Genomic DNA, 20,748 nt, shown 5'->3' with positions numbered 1-20,748 from the left:
TACAAACCGGCCGCAGCAATCAGCAAAAGGCTGCGGCAATCCACAATGGCACATCGCATTTTCTAATTACAAGGAATCACGCCACTATATTAGCAGACTTGTAACTGCGAGGGCACAGTTGTTTGTTCGCTGGCGTTATGCTCGGTAGTGAAACAGTAAAGCTGTGCTTTAGCTTGGTGGGTATTAAGTTGTAAGGCTTCGAGTTGTTGCTGTTTTAAAATGTCCGTCCAGGTGATCACCGCCGCAAAACGGCCATTTTGCAGCGCACAATTAAGCATGTACTCCATATCAACAACATGTTTAGCCCGAATTACCAGCAATTTATTCGTGTCGATAGAGCAAGCGTCCAATAGGTGGCGGCTAGGCACATTGTCAGGGGCGACTAATAGCGTCCAGCCATTATTTTGATTGTAGCGATGAACGATTTTAAGCATCTCAAATGTTGCAGAGATCTCATCCTCAGTTTTTACGATATTGATCACATTAGGGTTATCTTGCTGATAGCTTTTAACATGACGAACACTTGCTGTATGTAACATAATTGCCTCGCTGTGGATTTTGTGAACCATATACAGTGTTTTATACAGTATATGTATACAGTAGTTTATACAGTTATTCAGTGCAAGTTTTTTTTGTTTCTTTTTTAAACGTCTTGTTCGTTGCTTTAAACGCTTAGCGATACCGAAGAAACTAAAGCTGTATTTCAGTGCCAACATTGCTGTGTAAACATGCGGTCATTTGTCCGCATTTATGCTAGTATCCGCCGCTTCTATTTTACGTATCACTGTTTACTCCTATGTTCGAAAGACTGTTCAAAATAAAATCGCATGGAAGCTCCGTTAAGCGCGAGGTTATCGCAGGACTCACGACCTTTATCACCATGGTGTACATCGTGTTTGTCAACCCGGCAATGCTAGCAGAGGCGGGAATGGACCAAGGGGCAGCATTTGTAGCAACCTGTATTGCTGCTGCTATCGGTTGCTTCATTATGGGTTTTTGGGCGAATTATCCGTTGGCATTAGCGCCAGGCATGGGCTTAAATGCATTTTTTACCTACGGCGTAGTATTAGGCATGGGTTACACCTGGCAGGCGGCTTTAGCGGCGGTATTTATGTCGGGGTGTATCTTTTTAGCGTTGAGCCTATTTAAGGTCAGAGAGTGGATAATCAATGCCATTCCACTGGTACTTAAGCGCGCTATCGCCACAGGGATTGGCGCTTTTCTGGCGCTCATCGCACTGAAAAACGCGGGTATTGTTGTTGCCAGTCCAGCCACGCTCGTTCAGATGGGTGATATTACCAGCAGTGGGCCTTTGCTCGCTATCCTGAGCTTTTTCGTAATAGCGGCGTTGTTGTATCGTGATATCAAAAGCGGCGTATTGATCAGTATCATGTTGGTAACAGGCATTGCGTTATCTCTGGGGCTGGTTGAATATCAAGGGGTGATCTCAGCGCCACCGTCCATCGCTCCTACCTTTATGCAATTAGATTTTGCCTCGGCGTTAGAGTTATCCATGCTCAGTGTCATTTTCGCATTCTTGTTTGTGGATTTGTTCGACACCTCAGGCACCTTAGTGGCGGTAACGCAAAAAGCGGGATTGGCCGATGAGCAAGGGCGTATGCCACGTTTGGGTCGAGCACTGAGTGCCGATAGTACGGCGACAATTGCAGGCTCTATGCTTGGCACCTCTACGACCACTTCCTACATCGAGTCAGTATCCGGTGTGTCAGTGGGTGGGCGTACAGGCTTAACAGCTGTGGTGGTGGGCTGTTGCTTCCTACTGATGATGTTTTTTGCTCCTTTGGCAGCCATGGTTCCAGCTTATGCAACAGCGGGTGCGATTTTGTATGTCTCGGTGCTCATGCTGCAAAACCTTAAGCTGGTTGATTGGGATGATATGACAGATGCGATTCCAGTTGCCGTGGTGCTGTTGATGACGCCGTTAACTTTTTCCATTGCCCACGGTATTGCCCTTGGCTTTATCGCCTATACGGCGGTGAAATTAGTGTGTAATAAGGCGGCGGAGATTAGCTTGAGTGTGTGGATTCTAACAGTACTATTTTTGCTTAAGTTCATGTTTTTATCTTAGTAAGCAAGGTCATATATAACAACTAAAAAGGCACAGCTATGACGCTGTGCCTTTATTTTTTGTATGAGTCAACGAGCTTCAAAAAACCAGCCTCTATTGTCAATTGTCGCTCCTTGACGTCGCACTTCGTAGTTGTATTTCAGCACACTCAGATCATGGCTAGCCCTGCGTACCGGCGCAGCATTATGGAGAGTTTGGTTTTGGGTGTTCGCACACAGCTGGATGGTATGTATGGCTCAATGATTGAAGGTAGTGGGCAGATTTTGCGTAAGGTATTTACCCTGCATGGCCCGGTACAGGCAGCAGATAGGCGATGTTTGATATCGGCCTATCTGTTATAGCTTGATTTACGCTGTTACCACTTTTTCTTTGGCGCGAATAACACATCCAAATCGTCTTTTTCTTCCTCTTCACGTTTTTTACGGGCGGAGGCGTTAGAGGCTTTCAACTCAGAGCTGATCTCGTTGAGATAATCCTCAAGCTGATTTTTCTTATTCGTGACATAGTCGTCGCTGTAATTCAGGGCGGTAATCGTGGCATACGCCTTTTCGAAATACTGCCGTGCCGAGCCAACCATATTGGCGTTTCTTGCAGCCACGCCGCGCTTAATTTGGCTTTCAATATTTATCTTTAATTGCAGGCGCTCAAAGGTTTTGTCCTCTTGCATAAACACAGGGGTATCGATTTTGCCCTTGCTGTGTTCAGAGCGCATGATGGTACGCAGCTTCTTTATTCCCTGTATCAATGAAATAAGCTGTTTGTCATGATCGGGAAGAACAAAGTTCTCGCCCATATTGGCGCTCTCATCAACGCCACTGGTTAAGCGAGTTTTTGCATCATTAAGCCGAGATTTAAGCTCTTTCGAGGAGGGTGACAACTCAACCATGGCGGCAAGCGCATCGTGAATTCGACGATAAAGAATCATCATCACATTATTAGATAACGGGATATTGACACTGTTGACCAGCACTTCTTCCGTCTCTTCTATTATTTTTTTCTGCTTTGCGAGCTCTTGGCGGCGCTGAGCTTCTTGCTTTTCTTTATGCTGTTGCACTGCACTTACCCAAACCGCAATAACGATAAGCGCGACAATTAACATAATAATGATAGAGACTATCATACCCCGATTCTCTTACTCATTGAGTTGCCCAATTACCACCCATCTTAACCGAAAGAACCTAGGTTGGGGTAGTAATACACGTTAAATTCATGAAATAACATTAAATAAAATAAGAGTATAGGAGAACATCGCAGCCTTGAACATAAATCAACAGTACCGAGACATAATTAAATGTGCTAGCCTAGCTAATCGCAATAGCTAAAATGTATAAGAAGATGGGCTCAAGGTGTTGATTTGCCTTCCCATTCACCAGGAAGATTAGGGTTTAGGCCACTGCGTATAACGCCTGGTGCAATCGCAAGTAAAATAATAATAGAAAGTAACAACGACCATGAAACTACAGCAGCTAAAGTATATTGTTGAGGTGCTTAATCATAACCTCAATGTATCCGCCACAGCGGAGAGTCTTTATACTTCGCAGCCCGGTATCTCCAAACAAGTACGTATGTTGGAAGACGAATTAGGGGTGCAAATTTTTGGACGCAGTGGCAAGCACCTGACGCACGTAACCAGTGCCGGTAAAGACATTATCAATATTGCTCGTGAGATTCTCTCCAAAGTCGAGGGAATTAAGGCTGTAGCCAATGAGCATACCTTGCCAGACCAAGGTAAACTTAATATTGCCACCACCCACACTCAAGCGCGTTATGCTTTGCCTGAAGTCATTCAAGGCTTTATGAAAAAGTACCCGGCGGTTTCATTGCATATGCATCAAGGTACGCCGCAGCAAATCTCTGATGCAGCGGCACGTGGAGATGCTGATTTTGCTATTGCAACAGAAGCCTTACACTTATATTCCGACTTAGTGATGTTGCCTTGCTATCACTGGAATCGCAGTATTGTGGTGGCGAAAACTCACCCGCTGGCGCAAAAAGCCGATAACCTTAGTATTGCTGATGTTGCTGAGTTTCCGCTGATCACTTATGTGTTTGGCTTTACGGGTCGCTCAGAGCTAGACAAAGCGTTCAATGCTCAGGGATTAGAACCCCATATAGTCTTCACCGCCACCGATGCGGACGTTATAAAAACCTATGTACGTTTAGGTTTGGGCGTTGGGGTGGTCGCCTCGATGGCTGTTGATGAAATCACCGATAAAGATTTAGTGTGCATTGATGCTAGCCACTTATTTGAGGCAAGCACGACCAAAATCGGCTTCCGTAAAGGAACGTTTTTGCGTGGCTACATGTATGACTTCATTGAGCGTTTTGCGCCGCACTTGACCAAAGATCGGGTTGAAAAAGCCTGCTTATTACGTAATCAAGATGACGTCGATGCGATGTTTGAAAGCATTGAGTTGCCAGTGCGCTAAGTGATCAGTGTCATGATATGAAAAAGGCGCCTGTTGGCGCCTTTCTTTTGTGCGATTAACACTCAATGATGTTTACCGCCAGACCGCCTCGAGCGGTTTCTTTGTATTTGGTTTTCATATCATTGCCAGTGTCCCACATGGTTTTAATGACTTTATCCAAGGAGACCTTTTGCTCACCGCTGCCGCGCATGGCTAGGCGTGAGGCATTAATGGCTTTAATCGCACCCATGGCGTTGCGCTCTATGCAAGGCACTTGCACAAGGCCGCCCACAGGATCGCAGGTGAGACCGAGGTTATGCTCCATGCCGATTTCAGCGGCATTTTCTACATGCACTACGTTACCGCCCATGATTTCCGTTAAGGCGCCCGCAGCCATTGAACAGGCAACGCCCACTTCGCCCTGACAACCCACTTCGGCCCCGGAGATAGAAGCATTCTTTTTATACAAGATACCAATTGCTGCTGCGGTCAGCAGGTAGCGCGTGGCGATATCGCGATCCACCTCTTTGATAAAGGTATGGTAATACATGAGTACTGCCGGCAGGATACCTGCGGCGCCGTTGGTGGGGGCAGTGACTACTCGACCCCCAGCGGCGTTTTCTTCGTTCACGGCAAGAGCGAATAGGTCAACCCAATCCATGGCTCTCAGTGGGTCGTTATTGTTCTCAACGTTTAGCTTTAAGTATAAGCTGGGTGCGCGACGGCGAACTTTTAGGCCACCTGGAAGAATGCCTTCGGTGCGCATACCGCGTTCAGTACAGGCTTTCATCACCTGCCAAATATGAAATAACTCATCTTTGATATCAGCTTCGTCGCGCAAGGTCTTCTCATTGGCCATCATTAGGCTTGAGACGCTCAGGCCGGATTCCTTACACAGCTCTAGCAGTTGCTGTGCGTTATCGAACGGGTAGGGGGCAGGATTTTGCTCACGGATATCCAGCGCAGCCTGCTTTTCCTTATCAAAGTCCTCGTCGCTGACGATAAAGCCACCACCAATAGAGTAATACACTTGCGAGGCAATGCGTTCATCACCCTTAAAGGCAATAATCTCCATGGCATTAGAGTGCTTGGGCAAGGTCTTGCGGCGATGAAATACAATCGCCCCTTGCTTTGGAAACTTAGCCTGGTGGGTTTTATTGAGATAAATAACCTGCTCTTGCTCGATTTTGGCCAAAATATCGGGCACGGCGTCGGCATCGACCGTCTCTGGGTCGTATCCGGCGAGCCCTAAAATAACAGCTTTACCTGAGCCATGGCCAACACCGGTTTGACCCAAGGAACCAAACAGCTCTACTTTTACCTCGGTAACATCCTCAAGTGTGCCTTGCTCTTGCAGGGTTTGCACAAACAACCGAGATGCGCGCATTGGGCCTACGGTATGGGACGACGACGGCCCAATGCCAATGCTAAACATATCGAATGCACTGATCATAAAATCTATACTCACATTGCCTTTGAACGGGCGCCCATCATAACGTTAAACACCAGGGATGTAATCCTCTGTACACTAATTTTAGCTGATCGGACCAAGGCGCTTCGTAAAGCGTTCAATAATTCGCTCGGTTGCTCCCCACAGCAGACCATAAGGGGTTTTAAAAACGCGAAAGTGGAGGTTTTTTTGTTGCCGCTCGACCCGCAGAGACTGCCAGTTTTGGGTTGCCAATAGTTCAGCCAGAGGCACAAAAAATGCGGCTTCGACCTCATTTTGATCAATTTGCCAACGGGCACCGGCGCGTAGCTGTGCTAGATACGGCGTAATACTCATATCATTGAGGGTGCTCACCTCATCGAGACGGCCGATGATGGTGACATCTTTGCTGTCTATATTCAGCTCCTCGTGTAGCTCTCGTAGGGCGGTGTGGGCAAGCGTCTTATCTTCGCGCTCTTGCTTTCCTCCTGGAAAGCACAGTTGGCTGGGATGATGGCGCAGATGGGCGCCGCGTTTACACAGCAACACTTGTGCTCCGTGCTCAGACTCTGAGAGCAGCATAACCACGGCGCTACGGCGCTTTGGGTGGGTTGGAGCAAAGCTGGAGGGCGCGGCACTGAGATTAAACCGCGCAATAACCTGAGCGCATGAGAGCGCCGCATGGGGTGATTTTATCACGTCAATACCGGTAAGATTTTATTTACCTTATCGTAAGTCTCTTGGTACTCAGAGGCAACATCTGAGTCGGCAACAATGCCACCACCGGCCCAGCAATGTAGGGTATTGTCTTTGGCCACTAAGGTCCGAATGGTGATACTGGTGTCCATATCACCGCAGGCGCTAATGTAGCCAATTGAACCACAATAGGCACTGCGCCGATGTGGTTCGAGCTCTTCAATGATTTCCATCGCCCGGATTTTTGGGGCACCGGTAATAGAGCCACCCGGGAATGCGGCCTTCAGTTGGTCGAGCGCCGTTTTGCCCTCAGCCAATTGCGACTGCACGGTACTGACTAAATGATGGACAGCGGGGAAGCTCTCTATGGCAAAAAGTGAGGGCACATGCACCGAGCCCGGTTTCGCAACCTTGCCGAGGTCATTACGCAGTAAATCGACAATCATGACGTTCTCGGCGCGGTCTTTGGGGGAGCTTGCCAACTGTGCTGCCAAGGCTTGATCTTTTTTAGGGTCACTGCTGCGCGGCAGTGTGCCTTTAATCGGTTTGCTTTCGACCTGATTGTGGTGCACTTCGATAAAGCGCTCTGGCGAAATGGATAAAATGCAGCCTTGCGGTAAACGCATAAAAGCAGAAAAGGGGGCGCTGTTGTGGCTGCGTAAACGGCGATAGGCTTGCCATTCGCAGCCCTGATATGTGGCACTGAAGCGCTGTGCCAGGTTGATCTGATAGCAGTCGCCGCTGCGCAAATAGTCCTGTATCTTTGTAAATTTATCGGCATATTGCGCTTGGCTCATATTGGAGGCCCAGTCACTGGTTAAGGCAAATTTACCTGCGTTTGCGGCGGCGGGTGGCTGCAGGTAACGCTGTAAACGGGCTTCGACATCCACCGTTGGCTGGGCAATATAATACCATTGGCTGGCCGCTTTATCGTAAATTAAGGCATCAAGATAAAGGCCCAGTTGCATCTGCGCCAGGGCAATATCGTCCGCCGCTAAGCTGGGTAGGCGCTCTAGGGTGCGTCCTAAATCATAGCCAAAGTAGCCAAGCCAGCCGCCACTAAAAGGCAGGTCATGCGCCGGGGATTGCGTGCACAGGCTAGCTAGGCGTTGCTGCATATAGGCGAACACCTCCTGATGCAGCTCAACGCCGTCTAGGTATACCTTGTTGTGCTCGACGCTGAGCGTCGCTTCAGGCTCAATCACTAAGATATCGAAGCGGCTATTGACGTGCGCTGCACTAGCAGAATCAAGAAAAACCGCCCCTTTGAGATGGTGTAATTGGGCAAACACCTCACATGGCGAGGATGAGAGCGCCAATTTACGGCAATGTAATTGCGAATTTGTCATTATCTTCAACTCGAAGAACTAGCCCGAAACGGGCAGGGAGGTTATCATAAGTTACACTTTATCAGAAGACGCGGTCTAACCGTGCACACGTCACCGAGTCGTCGCACCGACTTATGTATTAACTGAAGGTGTGACCCAGTAGGAAGGATTAATCATGAGCACTATTCGCCAGCAAGATTTTATCGACAGCATTGCCGATGCGCTGCAGTATATTTCTTTTTATCACCCGCTAGACTTTGTTCAAGCTTTAGAAAAAGCCTATAACAAAGAGCAAAGCAAGGCGGCCAAAGACGCCATTGCGCAGATCCTTATTAATTCTCGTATGTCTGCCGAGGGCAAACGCCCACTGTGCCAAGATACCGGCATTGTTACTTGTTTTGTTAAAGTTGGTATGGATGTGCGGTGGGATCAAACCGACATGACGGTGCAGCAAATGGTGGATGAGGGAACGCGTCGTGCCTACACCAATCCAGATAACCCGTTGCGTGCATCGATTGTTGCCGACCCTGCTGGCAGTCGAAAAAATACCAAAGATAACACCCCGTCCGTGGTGCACATTGATATGGTGCCAGGCAATGAAGTAGAAGTGATGATTGCGGCCAAAGGCGGCGGCTCTGAGAACAAAACCAAGATGGTGATGTTGAACCCTTCCGATGATGTTGCCGAGTGGGTAGAAAAAACCTTACCAACAATGGGCGCTGGTTGGTGTCCACCGGGTATGTTAGGTATCGGTATTGGCGGCACTGCGGAAAAAGCAGCGGTATTGGCCAAAGAGTCGTTGATGGACCCTGTGGATATTCATGAGCTGATCGAACGAGGTGCTGAAACGACCGAAGAGAAAATGCGCTTGGAGATTTTTGAGCGTGCTAACAAACTGGGTATTGGTGCCCAGGGGCTCGGTGGTTTAACCACCGTCGTAGACGTAAAGGTGAAGACCGCGCCCACTCATGCGGCGTCAAAGCCTGTGGTGATGATCCCCAACTGCGCGGCAACTCGTCATGTGCACTTCACTCTTGATGGCTCGGGTCCCGCCGATTTGCAGCCGCCGAAATTAGAAGATTGGCCAGAAGTGACCTGGGAAGTGGGCGAAGACACCCGTCGCGTTAATCTTGATACCCTTAACAAGGATGATATCCAAGACTGGAAGATGGGTGAAACCGTGCTGCTTAGCGGTAAAATTCTGACCGGTCGTGATGCGGCCCACAAGCGTTTGCAAGGAATGATTGAAAGCGGTGAAGGCTTGCCTGAGGGTGTTGACTTTACCAATAAATTTATTTACTACGTGGGCCCTGTGGATGCGGTGGGCGATGAAGTCGTCGGCCCCGCAGGACCCACTACCTCGACCCGTATGGATAAATTCACCGACGTGATGCTAGAGAAAACCGGCCTTATTGGCATGATTGGTAAGGCTGAACGCGGTCCAGCTACAGTTGCCTCAATAAAAGACAACAAGGCGGTATACTTAATGGCTGTTGGCGGCGCCGCTTACCTGGTCGCCAAAGCGATTAAAAAGGCCCGCGTGGTGGCATTTGAGGACTTAGGTATGGAAGCTATCTACGAATTTGAAGTGGAAGATATGCCGGTCACTGTGGCCGTGGATAGCGAAGGAGCAAATGCTCACACCCAAGGTCCAGCAATTTGGAAAGCAAAAATTGAAGAATTGGATGGTGCGTTGAAGTAATGCATCGGTTCGGTTAAGAAGGGCGCCTTGGCGCTCTTTTTTATGGAGTGAAACAATGACAACAATAAATTCTATCCTCAGTGTGATGTTGCTTGGCGGCTCAGCGCTGAGCGCCCAGGCTGAGGTACTCAGCGTTGAAAAACTAACTCAGCTCAATAAAGTGCACAGTGTGGCGGTATCCAGTGATGGAAGGCAGCTCGTTTACGGTGTAAAAACGCCCGAGGGCAGCGATTTATATCTGCAGCCCTTATCAGCAATGAGCAGCAGTTATACTGGCTCGGCCAATTTAGCGAAAGCGACACGGTTAACTTATGACAGCAGCAGTGAAACAGCGGTACGCTTTTCTAGCGATGGCCAAGCTATCTACTTTTTATCATCCCGCTCGGGCTCCAATCAGCTGTGGCGGCTGCCCCTTAGCGGCGGAGAAGCGCGCCCCGTTACCGACTTACCCGTGGATATCGAGGGTTACACCTTAAGTTCTGACAACCAATCCGTGGTATTGAGCTTAGATGTCTATCCCGAGTGTGATACCTTGGCGTGCACTATCGAGCGCGATGCCAATCCACCGGCCCATAACGGCCAAGTCTATGACAGTTTAATGGTGCGGCATTGGGATCACTGGAATGACAATAAAGTGCGTCACCTGTTCAGCGCCAAACTTACCGATAAAGTGATCACCGACGTTAAAGACATCACCCCACAGTGGCAAACTGATGTTCCTGCTAAGCCTTTTTCCGGCATGGAAGAAGTAGCAATTAGCCCTGATGGCACCAAGGTGGTTTTCAGCGCTAAGGTTAAAGCCCCGGATAATGCTTGGAGCACAAACTTCGATTTATTTGAAGTGGCTATCGAAGGCGGCTCTATTCGCAACCTCACCGAAGCAAACAAAGCTTGGGATGCAGCGCCGCAGTTCTCCGCTGACGGCCGTTACCTTGCCTATAAAGCGACGACAAAACCTGGCTTTGAATCAGACAAGTTCACTTTGCAGTTGCTAGATTTGCGCACTGGTGAGAACAAAGCACTGGCACCACAGTGGGATCGCAGTGTGAGCAGCTTCCAATTCGGTGCCAATGGCCGCGCCATTTATGCCACCGCCAAAGATTTAGGTCAGACCAGCTTATTTGAAATCAGCACCGGGTTTGGCGATATCCGTAGCGTGTTCAGCGATGGCTATGTCGGTGACGTGCAGGTTGTAGGCGAGCAAATCGTGTTTTCTCGCCATGCTCTGAATTCACCGAAAGAGCTCTATCGTATTAATCGCGATGGCAGCGGCTTAATGCAGTTAAGTGATGTTAATAAAGAAAAAATGGCTGATGTGACTTTAGGTGACGTAGAGCAGTTTAGCTTCAGTGGTGCCAACGATGAACAGGTATATGGTTATCTTGTTAAGCCGGCCCAGTTCGATGCTAACAAGCGCTATCCACTGGCATTTTTAGTCCATGGGGGTCCGCAAGGCTCGTTCGGCAATATGTTCCACAGTCGTTGGAATGCTCAGCTTTGGGCGGCGCAAGGCTATGGCGTAGTGATGATCGATTTTCACGGCTCGGTGGGCTATGGCCAAGCGTTTACCAACTCTATTTCCCGCGATTGGGGAGGTAAGCCGCTGCAAGACCTACAAAAAGGTCTCGATTACGTGGGCGATAATTATGCCTGGTTAGACATTAACAACGGCTGTGCCCTCGGTGCCTCCTACGGTGGTTACATGATGAACTGGATTGCCGGAAATTGGCCTAAAGGCTTTAACTGTTTGGTTAATCATGCGGGCTTGTTTGATATGCCAAGCTTCCACCAAAGCACCGAAGAGTTGTGGTTCGCTGAGCATGAAATGGGCGGCCCGTTTTGGGCGAAAGACGGGGATTACAGTAAGTATAACCCGGCTAACTTCGTCGCCAATTGGCAAACACCGATGTTAGTGACTCAAGGCCTTAAAGACTACCGCGTGCCATATGCGCAAAGTTTAGGGGCGTTTACCACCTTGCAACGCAAGGGTATCGACTCGCGGCTGGTGGTCTACCCTGAGGAAAATCATTGGATCCATAACCCTGATAATTTAATTCATTGGTATCAGCAAGTATTTGCGTGGATGGCAAGGTACACCCAGCCACAGAGCGAACAATAATAAGTTCTGCTCTGACCAGTTAGGGGCGTCGCCGGTGATTAGACTGGCAGCGCCCGTCCTCCTTGAAACTCGACATTCCCGCCCAGCGTATTAAAATATTTACATAGGTGTTGCCGTTAACGTAAACGTCAGATGGGCGTGGATAAAGGTGGTACATAGGGTGATTGGTTATGGTCTAAAGTTCTTTAATTTAACCATATTTTGAATTAAATATTCACTTACTGTTCTATGTGTGAATAGAAATTCAACCACAAAGGAAATGCGTGGTTTTATCATCTTATATAGTGGTAAGGCACAGCACTTAGTGATAGAGTCTGCGGCAATTTCAGCGCACCCAAGTAGGGTAACAAGTTCGGAGAATAACAGTGGCTGTTTTTAATCAAGTTGATTTCGATAACCACGAGCAAGTGGTTTTTTGTAGTGATAAAGAATCAGGCCTAAAGGCAATTATTGCCGTACACAACACTAACCTAGGCCCGGCTGTGGGCGGTTGCCGGTTGTGGAACTATGCCAGTGATGAAGAAGCCGTTACCGACGTACTACGTCTTTCCAAAGGCATGACTTACAAGAACGCTGTGGCGCGTTTGCCTTTCGGTGGCGGTAAATCTGTGATCATCGGCGATGCAAAAAGCATTAAATCAGAAGCACTATTTCGTGCTTTTGGTAAGCAACTAGAGCGTTTAGGTGGAAGTTACTATTCTGCTGAAGATGTCAACATCACCACCGGTGATGTAATGATGATGCACCAAGAAACAAACTATGTAATGGGTTTGGAAGGCAAAAGTGGTAATCCGTCACCATTTACTGCTTTAGGTACTTTCCTAGGTATTAAAGCGGCTTTTCAACACAAGCACGGTCATCAAAACCTTGAAGGTGTGAAAGTGGCGGTACAGGGCCTAGGCGCAGTGGCCTACGACCTATGTAAACATTTGCATAACGCTGGTGCAGAGCTATTCGTGACCGATATTAACGAGCAGTCGGTAGCGCGTGTAGTCAATGACTTCAATGCCACAGCTGTGGGCATTGACGACATTTATGACCTGGATGTGGATGTATACGCACCTTGTGCGCTAGGAGCGACCATTAATGACAACACCATTCCGCGTATTAAGGCTACGATTATTGCCGGTTGTGCTAACAACCAGTTAGCGGAGCCTCGTCATGGTGAGATCATTCGTGAAAAAGGCATGCTCTATGCGCCAGACTACGTTATTAACGCCGGCGGCATCATCAACGTCTATTACGAAACCAAGCCACAAGGCTATAATGCTGACGATGCGACTAAGCACGTTGAAGGCATCTTTGATACTTTGTTGGAGATTTTCCAACGCTCGGAAAAAGAGCAGGTATCAACGCATGTTATCGCCGATAAACTGGCAGAAGAGATCATCGCTCAGGGTCTTTAGTACTCAGCGTTTAGGCGCATTTTATTGCTCCTAATACCAGATTAAGGCATGCTCTCGGGCATGCCTTTTTTGTTGTCGAGTAGATAATGCCTTATCCCTCCACGCAAGTAGACCTCCAGCAGTGGCCGCGTGCACAGCACTTCGCCTTTTTCAAAGATTTCCACCAACCTTACTTCAATGTGTGTGTGCGCCTAGACGCACGGCTGTTATTTGCATACTGCCAAGCGCAGGCTTTGTCCTTTTTTAGTGCTTACATTTATTTGGTGCACAAAAGCGCGCAGCAATATTGGCCAATGGGGCTACGTATTGTCGATGATCAGCCTGTTCATTATCAGCAAGTGACGATGAGTGTGGTGCAACTGGCCGAGGATGATAGCTTTCGTTTTAGTTATCTCGATGACACGCCTTGTTATACAACTTACGCCCAGCGTATGTGCGAAGAAAAAGCCCGTGCTGCAAATGAGCCTTTGTTTAGTGAGGCCTTCGCGCGCACCGAAGGGCGCGCCGATGTGCTGCATGTATCGGTATTGCCGTGGTTACAATTTAGTAGTTTTTCTCACGCTACTTGTTTGGGTGCTACTCACGGTATTCCTAAAGTGGTGTTGGGGCAATATGATAAAGTTTCAGGTTGCATGCCTTTAGCCCTGGATGTGCATCATGCACTGATGGATGGTCTGCATAGTGCAAAATATATTCAAGTATTGCAGGAAATGATGCATAATCCTTCGGATTATTTGTGATTTAAATGTAAATATTTAAACATTAAATTTACATTTGTTCCCTTTATAGATCTATAGTGAGTATTCCCACATACGGGACATGATAACGATAGAGGGAACAAAGATGAAATTGAACACCATACTCACCGGCATAGCCTGCGCCGGTGCAACAACACTATTGAGCTTTTCGGTGCATGCAGAGCATGCTCAGTTACCCGAGCGTATTGTAGCCAAGCAAGATATGGCGCTGATTGATTTACACAGCGAAGCGCTTATTGCCGATGAACAGTTTGTTTTTAATAACGCCCTGGCAGCGCGGGATTGGACTAATTTCTTCGCTGGGCTCAATAGCGAATTACAAGCAAAGCAAGAAGCGATACTGCATTTCGCTGGCTACGCCAGTATCAACCCAGAGCTGTTATTAGCATTAATGGAGCAGCAAAGCCAACTAGTCACTAACCCCACTGCTGAAGCAATGCAGAGGCCTTTCGCTGATTTGAGTGATGAAGTCGGATTTGAAGCACAGCTTCGCGATGTCACCAACCGGCTCAGCCATACCTTTTATGCCTATAAACGCTTCGCACAAAGCAGCCAGCAATTTAATCAAGATGTCGCCAGCTTTGCGCTGGTCGATATGTTTATTATGCGGCAAAAGCCAGTGGGTCCGCGCCGCCCACGTAAGGGTAAGAAGATCACCGCATTGATGAGTGCCTATGAGGTTGTGACCGGGAAACCATCAATACAACTGACGCAAAAGCAGGTATCAGCCCCACAGCGCCAAGCGCTCAGTGCGCAGCCTCAAGCTCAGGTAGCTTTTAGTATGAATCTTCCGTGGCCAAGTGGCTATGCTTGGTTCAGTGGGGGGGCACACTCTAACACCGGCTCTGGGTATCCGTATTCCTCGTTAGACTTTAATAATGGCTCTGGAGGATGGGGCAGCAATACACCTTGGGTGCAAGCGGCCCATGAGGGCACTGTTACACGTTATTCGCAATGTAATATTCGCATCACTCATCCAAGTGGCTATGCGACCAACTACTACCATATGGATGCGTTGCAATTTAACTCCGGTGATTATATTTCCGCAGGGAGTTGGATAGGGCGCTATGCTAACAATCAAAGTACTGCGCTGTGTCAGGGTGGTCAGTCAACGGGACCACATGTGCATTTTTCACTGCTGTATAATGGCCAATATGTGAGCCTACAGAATCGCTATATTAGTGGTTATCGTATTGATGTGGGTAATTACAACTATGACGATAATTGCTACAACTTTTACTTTGAGCGTAACGGTTATAAGACCTGTGCGTGGCAGCGCTTGTATCGCTAGTGCGAGCGGATAGCGCCGGTCTACGGCGCTATCTGCAGTATCTATACTAGAATTTTATATTTAAATTCAAAAGGTTAAGTTTTTATTGATGGGCGTTATAGTGCCTATTGTTATTAGTTGTAAGCGATTTGGCTCAAGCTAATTGTTATTTTATGTGTTTGAAGTAGAATAAAACTTAATAATAAAAAAGACGTAGGCGCGCTGCTGTGAAAATCATCCTTTATTTAGCTATTTCACTGTTAAGCCTAAGCAGTTTCGCCAATCAAGTCCCCAAAAACATTCCTAGTAATGTTCCCCTAAGTCACTACTTTGCCGAAACCTGGGATACCCGTGATGGTTTGCCTCACAACAGTGTCAATGCCCTAGCTCAAACTCCCGATGGTTATGTCTGGGTAGGTACATGGGAAGGTGTTGCCCGTTTTAATGGCCGTACTTTTAAGCTTTTTACTCGCGGCGTTCTCACCGGGTTGCCCGATTCAGGGATCCGCAGCCTCAATGTCGATAAAGCGACTCAGCAGCTCTATGTAGCTGGCTCTCGGGGTGGGATCAGCGTGGTCGAGCGCGAGCGTTGGCAAGCACTTAAACCGGCACAAACGATGGTGAATTTTGCCGTGCGCAGTGGGGATGGCGCCTTATGGCTGGCGCTAGAAGATGGCGGTTTGGTGCGCAGAACACAACAGGGCGACGAGCAAAATTTGCTGCCTAATGTCAGTGCCTATCAAGTCTTCGAGCAACAAGAAGGGCGAATTTGGGCAGCAACAAATAACGGCCTTTATTACTATGAAGACGGAGCCATGCATAGTGCTGACAGTGATAACAGCGCTATTACCGGCGCCATTTATTCGTTGGCTGAAGACCGTGATGGGGCGTTATTGGTTGGCACCGAGCAGGGTGTATGGCGTTATGTGAATAATGAATTTACGTTGCTACATAACGCTCTTGCAGACGATTCTGTGTCGAGTATTTTGGTTGATTTTCGTGGTGACATTTGGCTTGGCACCATCAATCAAGGGGTATTTCGCTTCAGCGAGTATGGGCTGGAAAAGTTGGATGCCAATGTTGGCCTACCAAGCAATCGCATTTTATCGCTGCTTGAAGATAATGAACACAGTATTTGGATTGGCACCAATGGGGGGCTTTTTCGCTTGCGGCAAGCACCCTTTACCACCGTCAATACCGCACGCGGGCTCTCAGGAGATTATGTGCGTAGTGTGCTTTCGCACACTGATGGAGCGCTCTACATTGGTACCAGTAACGGCTTAAACCGCTACATCCAAGGACAGGTGGAACAAATTTCATCTCCCCTGGATGCGCCCATTTCTGTACTTTCACTCACGAGTAGCCAACGTGGTGGTGTGTATGTCGGTACCTATACCAGCGGGTTGATGTATTTTGACGGCCAACGTCTGACAACAGTGATCAACCGGGATACGGGTCTGCCGAGCAACGAAGTAAGGGCCCTTCACGAGCAAGCTGACGGCACGTTATGGGTTGGCACTGCGGGTGGCCTTGTGCGTATGAAAAGCGCCGAAGAAGTAACAATCTTGACCGATAAACAAGGTCTGCCCGGTAACTTTATTATGGCGCTAGCGCAAGATAAACAACAGCGACTGTGGATAGGCACCGGGGTCGGTGTTGCTTTTTATCACCAAGGGCAGTTTACCACCTTGCCGTTGCGCGAGCATTTCGATGCCGACTACGCATTTGGGTTTTTAGTTCAGGATGACGCACTGTGGATGGCCACCGATCGCGGGCTGCTCCATTATGATTATCAAAGTCATCGTCTGCGCAAGCTCGGTCGAGAGCAAGGGTTACCGGTTGATAAGCTGTTTGCCGTTGTAAACGATAAATATGATCACTTGTGGCTTTCCAGTAACCGAGGTGTGATCCGTATAAGTCAAGCTCATGTGATGGCTTCCCTTGATAGTGAGGATGCACAATTAGAATTCACCTTATTTGATGAAGGTGATGGCATGCTTAGCTCACAAGCCAACGGCGGCTCGCAATACCCAGCAGTGCGCCATCATGATGACAGCGTTTGGATTGCGACAGCGCGTGGTGCAGCGGTGGTCGACCCAGCGAAGTTGGTTCGTATGGCCAGTGTCTCACTGCCGGTGAGCATCGAGAGTATTGGCTTTGACGATGAGCAAGGCTTCCTACCTAACCTTGATAAAACGTCGTTAACGGTGCCTTCAGAAGCAGACCGTTTATCTATTGCCTATGCTGGTTTAGGCTTTATTATGCCGGAGCGCATTGAGTATCAAACTAAGCTCAAAGGCTTTGATGACAACTGGATAAATCGCGGTAACCTCACACTGACCGAATACACTAATTTACCGCCCGGTAATTACGAGTTTCATGTGCGGGCGCGCTATCCCTATAGCGAATGGCCCGCATCTGCGGCAAGCTTTCATTTCACCATTACCCCTAAGTTTTGGCAGACACTCAGCTTTAAAGCCGCAATGATTGTGGTGTTAGCACTGGCATTATTTACCCTATATCGTTTGCGCTTTTTACACCTTAAGCGCAGCGAAGCCCAGTTAAAGCTAAGGGTGCAGGCGCAAACTCGCAGCCTAGCGGAGCAAGCTAAAGCCTTTGAACATCAAGCGACGCATGATCAACTCACCGGGGTGGCGAATCGTCGTGCCTTTGACAAATGGTTGATAGCGCATTTTGAGCAAGCTAAACAGCAACAACAACCTCTAAGCTTAGCGATCATTGATATTGATCACTTCAAAAACATCAATGATAAATACTCGCACATGGTCGGTGATAAAGTGATCACCGAAGTGGCTAACCTCATTCATCATTGTGCGCCGCAAGAGGCGATGTTTGCTCGCTGGGGTGGGGAGGAGTTCACATTGCTACTGCCTGGGTTCAGTGTACATGAGGCGCAAGTCTGCGCCGAGCGTATCCGGGTATTGATATCCGGCCATGATTACTCGGCGCTTGCCGATGGTGTGCATATTACCGTGAGTATCGGCGTTGCCGACAGTCAAGGCGCACAGGACTATGACCGAATGCTCGCCCAAGCGGATAACGCCCTATATCAAGCGAAGCAGAGCGGCAGAAACCAAGTTTTGGTGTACCAAAAGCCAATGCCCTAGCGGATATCCACAAGCTTACTGGCTTTTTTATATTGAATTTTAAGGCCACTCCACGCCGGTAACTCCCAGCGCTTGGGCGGGTCTTTGCGCTCGCCGCTGTGGTAATGGGCGATTAACCGCTTAGCGCGAAAGTGATATTCGATGTTGAGTACCATACTCGGGAGTGTGACTTGCAAGGGAAAGCGCTCATTAAAGTCTTTCGCATGCCAAGGGTCAATGCCCTGATAGTGCAGATCCTCGGCCTCTATTAACTGTAGATCTTCTTGGCTTTGTACACCCAGAGAATATAAACGCTCAGCGATAAAGGTGTCGGCATCCATATCAATGGCTGGTTGTAGATGGTAAGCCTGATACAAATTATGCTGAGCAATAGCCTGCGATATCTGCTCATAGCTGCCGGCGAATAACTGGTTGTCACGCATAAGCGCAACCACGCTGGCGCTTAGATGTTGGCCATCGACGCGCTGATGGCTTGACCCTAACTCGACTCCCGCATAGCTGTGGATAATATCAGCACGAATTTCTCCCTCCGGGCACTGCTCGTCAACATACCAATAACACTGGCCTAAGGTGGTGTCGTAAGGGACAGCTTGGCGCACCTGGGATAATTGCATTGGCGCACACATAGTCGCTAAGGTGTCGGCGTGCTTTTTACCGCGCCCGGCTAAGGAAAATGTTGCCAGTACCAGCGCCGCATTGCTGTTGTGTTGAAGCAGGGAGCTTTTTGCAGGACGCACTTCATCTTCGCCATTGGCGAAGCTGCCACGGCGATTATCGCGTTTTACATAGACATAGTGTGGGTTTAGCTCGGCGATGGCCTCGACTAGGGTGGCATGTTGGTATCGCGCTGCTTTATCGAGCTCTGGTAATTGATAGGCATGGCGTAAATAGTTGGCATAGGTGCGCGCTTCGCTAAGCGCCTCGCTATTGATAGTGAGTATGTGCTGTGCAGCACCGCCACGGACCACGGCGATATGCAGCGCGAGGTCGCACAGGGCATACTGCTCACCGAGTTGCGCTTGCAGTTGTTCACGCTCACTGCTGCTTGGCGGCGAAAATAGCGCCGCTGGGGTGGCGATGGCGGCGGCCAAGTCAATCATTGCTTGGCGCAATACATTGCTGGGCATATTGTGGATCAGCATACCTAAATCAGCATCCACAGGAAGTGGGTAAATGGTTTTACCCAACGCCGTGGCTAAGCCGTCTGCGGTTACGGCCCCTAAGCGTTGTAATTTTGTCATCGCTCGTTGCAAAGACGAGTCCGGCGGCGCGGTTAGCAGCGGTAAATCATCCACGGCAATACCGGCGCAAGCACTGGCTAGCACGAGTTCGTCTAATGCTTCACGTTCCACCTCTACCGGCGTGGTGCTGAGCAAGGGCGCATGCTCACCAAATAAGCGAATATACAGCCCAGGCGCTATGCGTCCACAGCGGCCCATACGTTGGCGCATGGAGTCTTGAGCTATGGCGTCAAGGCCGAGTACGGTTTTCCCCTTGCGAAGATGCGTGCGGCGCTCAAGCCCGGAATCGATAACGCATTCGACCCCAGGCACGGTGAGCGAGGTTTCGGCCACGTTAGTGGCAAAAATAATGCGTCGCTGCGGCCCTTGGCGCAGCGCGCGCTGTTGCTCTTGTAGCGGGCTGGAACCGTGTAGTGAAATACATTCAGCGGGTAAGTCCTGGCAGGCGCTGACGCACGCAGCTATCTCAGCGCGACCGGGTAAAAACACCAAAATATCAGCGCCACTGTTATCCAGTGCATAGACACCGGCTTGGCGTACACGCGCCGCTAAATCTTGGGAGCTGGGCATTGCTCTGGCGTCGCTGGCGAAGGTGTGGCTGCTGATAGGGTAGGTACGGCCATGGCTGGTGAGCGATTTGGTGGTGAGATAAGCGCTTAAAGCACGGTCATCTAAGGTCGCGGAGGTGAGTATCAGGCGGTGCTCGCCATGGTGTTTCAACAGCGCCAAGAGTAAATCGGTATCCCAGCGGCGCTCGTGAAACTCATCCAGCATGACCACGTCAAAATCAGCGAGCTGTTGCTCGAAAAACCACCTGAGTGCGACCCCAGGGGTGGCAAACACAACCTGGGTTTGGGCCGCCATTTTAGCCTCAAAGCGAATCGCGTAGCCGATGCTTTGTCCTGGTTTTTGCTGGCATTGCTCAGCCAAATAGTTCGCTAACGAGGTGGCAGCGATACGCCGTGGTTGCACAACCAAAACACGCCCTTGTGTGCTTGCCCATAGCGGTAAGTTGGTGGACTTACCGCTGCCGGTTGGCGCATGAACAATTACATTTTGCTGCCTAAGTGTTGATAAAAACTGATCTTTTATTGCCTCGATTGGTAATGTCATAGGATACAAATAATGTTGTTTAAGCTTGTAGAGGAATTGAAAATTAGCGCCAGCGGTCATA

The 20,748-nt window shown here is 48.9% G+C and carries 14 protein-coding genes; 8 read left to right on the top strand and 6 right to left on the bottom strand.

The window, feature by feature from the left end; all coding sequences use genetic code 11:
- Positions 1–89: 89 nt before the first annotated feature.
- On the bottom strand, positions 90–539 hold the full coding sequence (locus tag MHM89_RS14875) for a SulA-like leucine-rich domain-containing protein (RefSeq protein ID WP_026110985.1): 450 nt from the start codon (positions 537–539) through the stop codon (positions 90–92).
- Between the two features lie 257 nt (positions 540–796).
- Between MHM89_RS14875 and MHM89_RS14870 the strand changes: the two genes are divergently transcribed.
- Positions 797–2,089, top strand: coding sequence for an NCS2 family permease (locus tag MHM89_RS14870; RefSeq protein ID WP_239409123.1), 1,293 nt, complete (start codon positions 797–799; stop codon positions 2,087–2,089).
- A gap of 355 nt (positions 2,090–2,444) precedes the next feature.
- Here MHM89_RS14870 and MHM89_RS14865 read toward each other — a convergent pair whose 3' ends face one another.
- The gene (locus MHM89_RS14865; protein WP_022944047.1) at positions 2,445–3,209 is read right to left on the bottom strand and encodes a hypothetical protein; all 765 of its coding nucleotides are present in this window, start codon (positions 3,207–3,209) and stop codon (positions 2,445–2,447) included.
- Positions 3,210–3,540: 331 nt separating this feature from the next.
- Between MHM89_RS14865 and cysB the strand changes: the two genes are divergently transcribed.
- Positions 3,541–4,518, top strand: coding sequence for an HTH-type transcriptional regulator CysB (gene cysB, locus MHM89_RS14860; RefSeq protein ID WP_022944048.1), 978 nt, complete (start codon positions 3,541–3,543; stop codon positions 4,516–4,518).
- 55 nt (positions 4,519–4,573) lie between these two features.
- Here the strand turns inward: cysB and MHM89_RS14855 are convergent, their stop codons facing one another.
- From MHM89_RS14855 to pabB, 3 genes are all read right to left on the bottom strand, one after another.
- Positions 4,574–5,950: an L-serine ammonia-lyase gene (locus tag MHM89_RS14855; RefSeq protein ID WP_022944049.1), complete on the bottom strand. Its 1,377-nt coding sequence runs from the start codon at positions 5,948–5,950 to the stop codon at positions 4,574–4,576.
- An 81-nt stretch (positions 5,951–6,031) separates the two neighbouring features.
- Complete coding sequence (locus tag MHM89_RS14850) at positions 6,032–6,625, bottom strand: CoA pyrophosphatase (protein WP_239409122.1); 594 nt, start codon at positions 6,623–6,625, stop codon at positions 6,032–6,034.
- Positions 6,622–7,971, bottom strand: a complete 1,350-nt coding sequence (gene pabB / locus MHM89_RS14845) for an aminodeoxychorismate synthase component I (RefSeq protein ID WP_239409121.1) — start codon at positions 7,969–7,971, stop codon at positions 6,622–6,624. The genes MHM89_RS14850 and pabB overlap by 4 nt, the downstream gene beginning before the upstream one ends.
- A 154-nt stretch (positions 7,972–8,125) precedes the next feature.
- Here pabB and MHM89_RS14840 point away from each other — a divergent pair, with 154 nt between their 5' ends.
- The 6 genes from MHM89_RS14840 to MHM89_RS14815 all read left to right on the top strand — a co-directional run bounded on the left by MHM89_RS14840 (position 8,126) and on the right by MHM89_RS14815 (position 18,333).
- Complete coding sequence (locus MHM89_RS14840; RefSeq protein ID WP_022945861.1) at positions 8,126–9,652, top strand: fumarate hydratase; 1,527 nt, start codon at positions 8,126–8,128, stop codon at positions 9,650–9,652.
- 55 nt (positions 9,653–9,707) lie between these two features.
- A complete protein-coding gene (locus MHM89_RS14835) occupies positions 9,708–11,771 on the top strand; it encodes a S9 family peptidase (RefSeq protein ID WP_239409120.1) in 2,064 nt (687 codons plus the stop codon).
- 365 nt (positions 11,772–12,136) lie between these two features.
- The gene (locus MHM89_RS14830; protein WP_045978088.1) at positions 12,137–13,177 is read left to right on the top strand and encodes a Glu/Leu/Phe/Val dehydrogenase; all 1,041 of its coding nucleotides are present in this window, start codon (positions 12,137–12,139) and stop codon (positions 13,175–13,177) included.
- Positions 13,178–13,263: 86 nt separating this feature from the next.
- On the top strand, positions 13,264–13,917 hold the full coding sequence (locus tag MHM89_RS14825; RefSeq protein ID WP_239409119.1) for a CatA-like O-acetyltransferase: 654 nt from the start codon (positions 13,264–13,266) through the stop codon (positions 13,915–13,917).
- A gap of 103 nt (positions 13,918–14,020) precedes the next feature.
- On the top strand, positions 14,021–15,226 hold the full coding sequence (locus MHM89_RS14820; protein ID WP_052698092.1) for a M23 family metallopeptidase: 1,206 nt from the start codon (positions 14,021–14,023) through the stop codon (positions 15,224–15,226).
- Positions 15,227–15,432: 206 nt separating this feature from the next.
- On the top strand, positions 15,433–18,333 hold the full coding sequence (locus MHM89_RS14815; RefSeq protein ID WP_239409118.1) for a ligand-binding sensor domain-containing diguanylate cyclase: 2,901 nt from the start codon (positions 15,433–15,435) through the stop codon (positions 18,331–18,333).
- Here MHM89_RS14815 and MHM89_RS14810 read toward each other — a convergent pair.
- Complete coding sequence (locus tag MHM89_RS14810; protein WP_239409117.1) at positions 18,330–20,687, bottom strand: helicase-related protein; 2,358 nt, start codon at positions 20,685–20,687, stop codon at positions 18,330–18,332. The two genes, MHM89_RS14815 and MHM89_RS14810, sit on opposite strands and share 4 nt — an antisense overlap.
- Positions 20,688–20,748 lie beyond the last annotated feature (61 nt).

The sequence above is a fragment of the Pseudoalteromonas sp. CNC9-20 genome (assembly GCF_022347875.1).
GTDB lineage: Bacteria > Pseudomonadota > Gammaproteobacteria > Enterobacterales > Alteromonadaceae > Pseudoalteromonas > Pseudoalteromonas ruthenica.
This window is presented reverse-complemented; position numbering and strand designations above follow the sequence as displayed.

Excerpts from the sequence above, each read along its gene's own strand:
- MHM89_RS14875 (WP_026110985.1), bottom strand. The coding sequence starts at position 539 with ATGTTACATACAGCAAGTGTTCGTCATGTTAAAAGCTATCAGCAAGAT.
- MHM89_RS14870 (WP_239409123.1), top strand. The coding sequence starts at position 797 with ATGTTCGAAAGACTGTTCAAAATAAAATCGCATGGAAGCTCCGTTAAG.
- MHM89_RS14865 (WP_022944047.1), bottom strand. The coding sequence starts at position 3,209 with ATGATAGTCTCTATCATTATTATGTTAATTGTCGCGCTTATCGTTATT.
- cysB (WP_022944048.1), top strand. The coding sequence starts at position 3,541 with ATGAAACTACAGCAGCTAAAGTATATTGTTGAGGTGCTTAATCATAAC.
- MHM89_RS14855 (WP_022944049.1), bottom strand. The coding sequence starts at position 5,950 with ATGATCAGTGCATTCGATATGTTTAGCATTGGCATTGGGCCGTCGTCG.
- pabB (WP_239409121.1), bottom strand. The coding sequence starts at position 7,971 with ATGACAAATTCGCAATTACATTGCCGTAAATTGGCGCTCTCATCCTCG.
- MHM89_RS14840 (WP_022945861.1), top strand. The coding sequence starts at position 8,126 with ATGAGCACTATTCGCCAGCAAGATTTTATCGACAGCATTGCCGATGCG.
- MHM89_RS14835 (WP_239409120.1), top strand. The coding sequence starts at position 9,708 with ATGACAACAATAAATTCTATCCTCAGTGTGATGTTGCTTGGCGGCTCA.
- MHM89_RS14825 (WP_239409119.1), top strand. The coding sequence starts at position 13,264 with ATGCCTTATCCCTCCACGCAAGTAGACCTCCAGCAGTGGCCGCGTGCA.
- MHM89_RS14820 (WP_052698092.1), top strand. The coding sequence starts at position 14,021 with ATGAAATTGAACACCATACTCACCGGCATAGCCTGCGCCGGTGCAACA.
- MHM89_RS14810 (WP_239409117.1), bottom strand. The coding sequence starts at position 20,687 with ATGACATTACCAATCGAGGCAATAAAAGATCAGTTTTTATCAACACTT.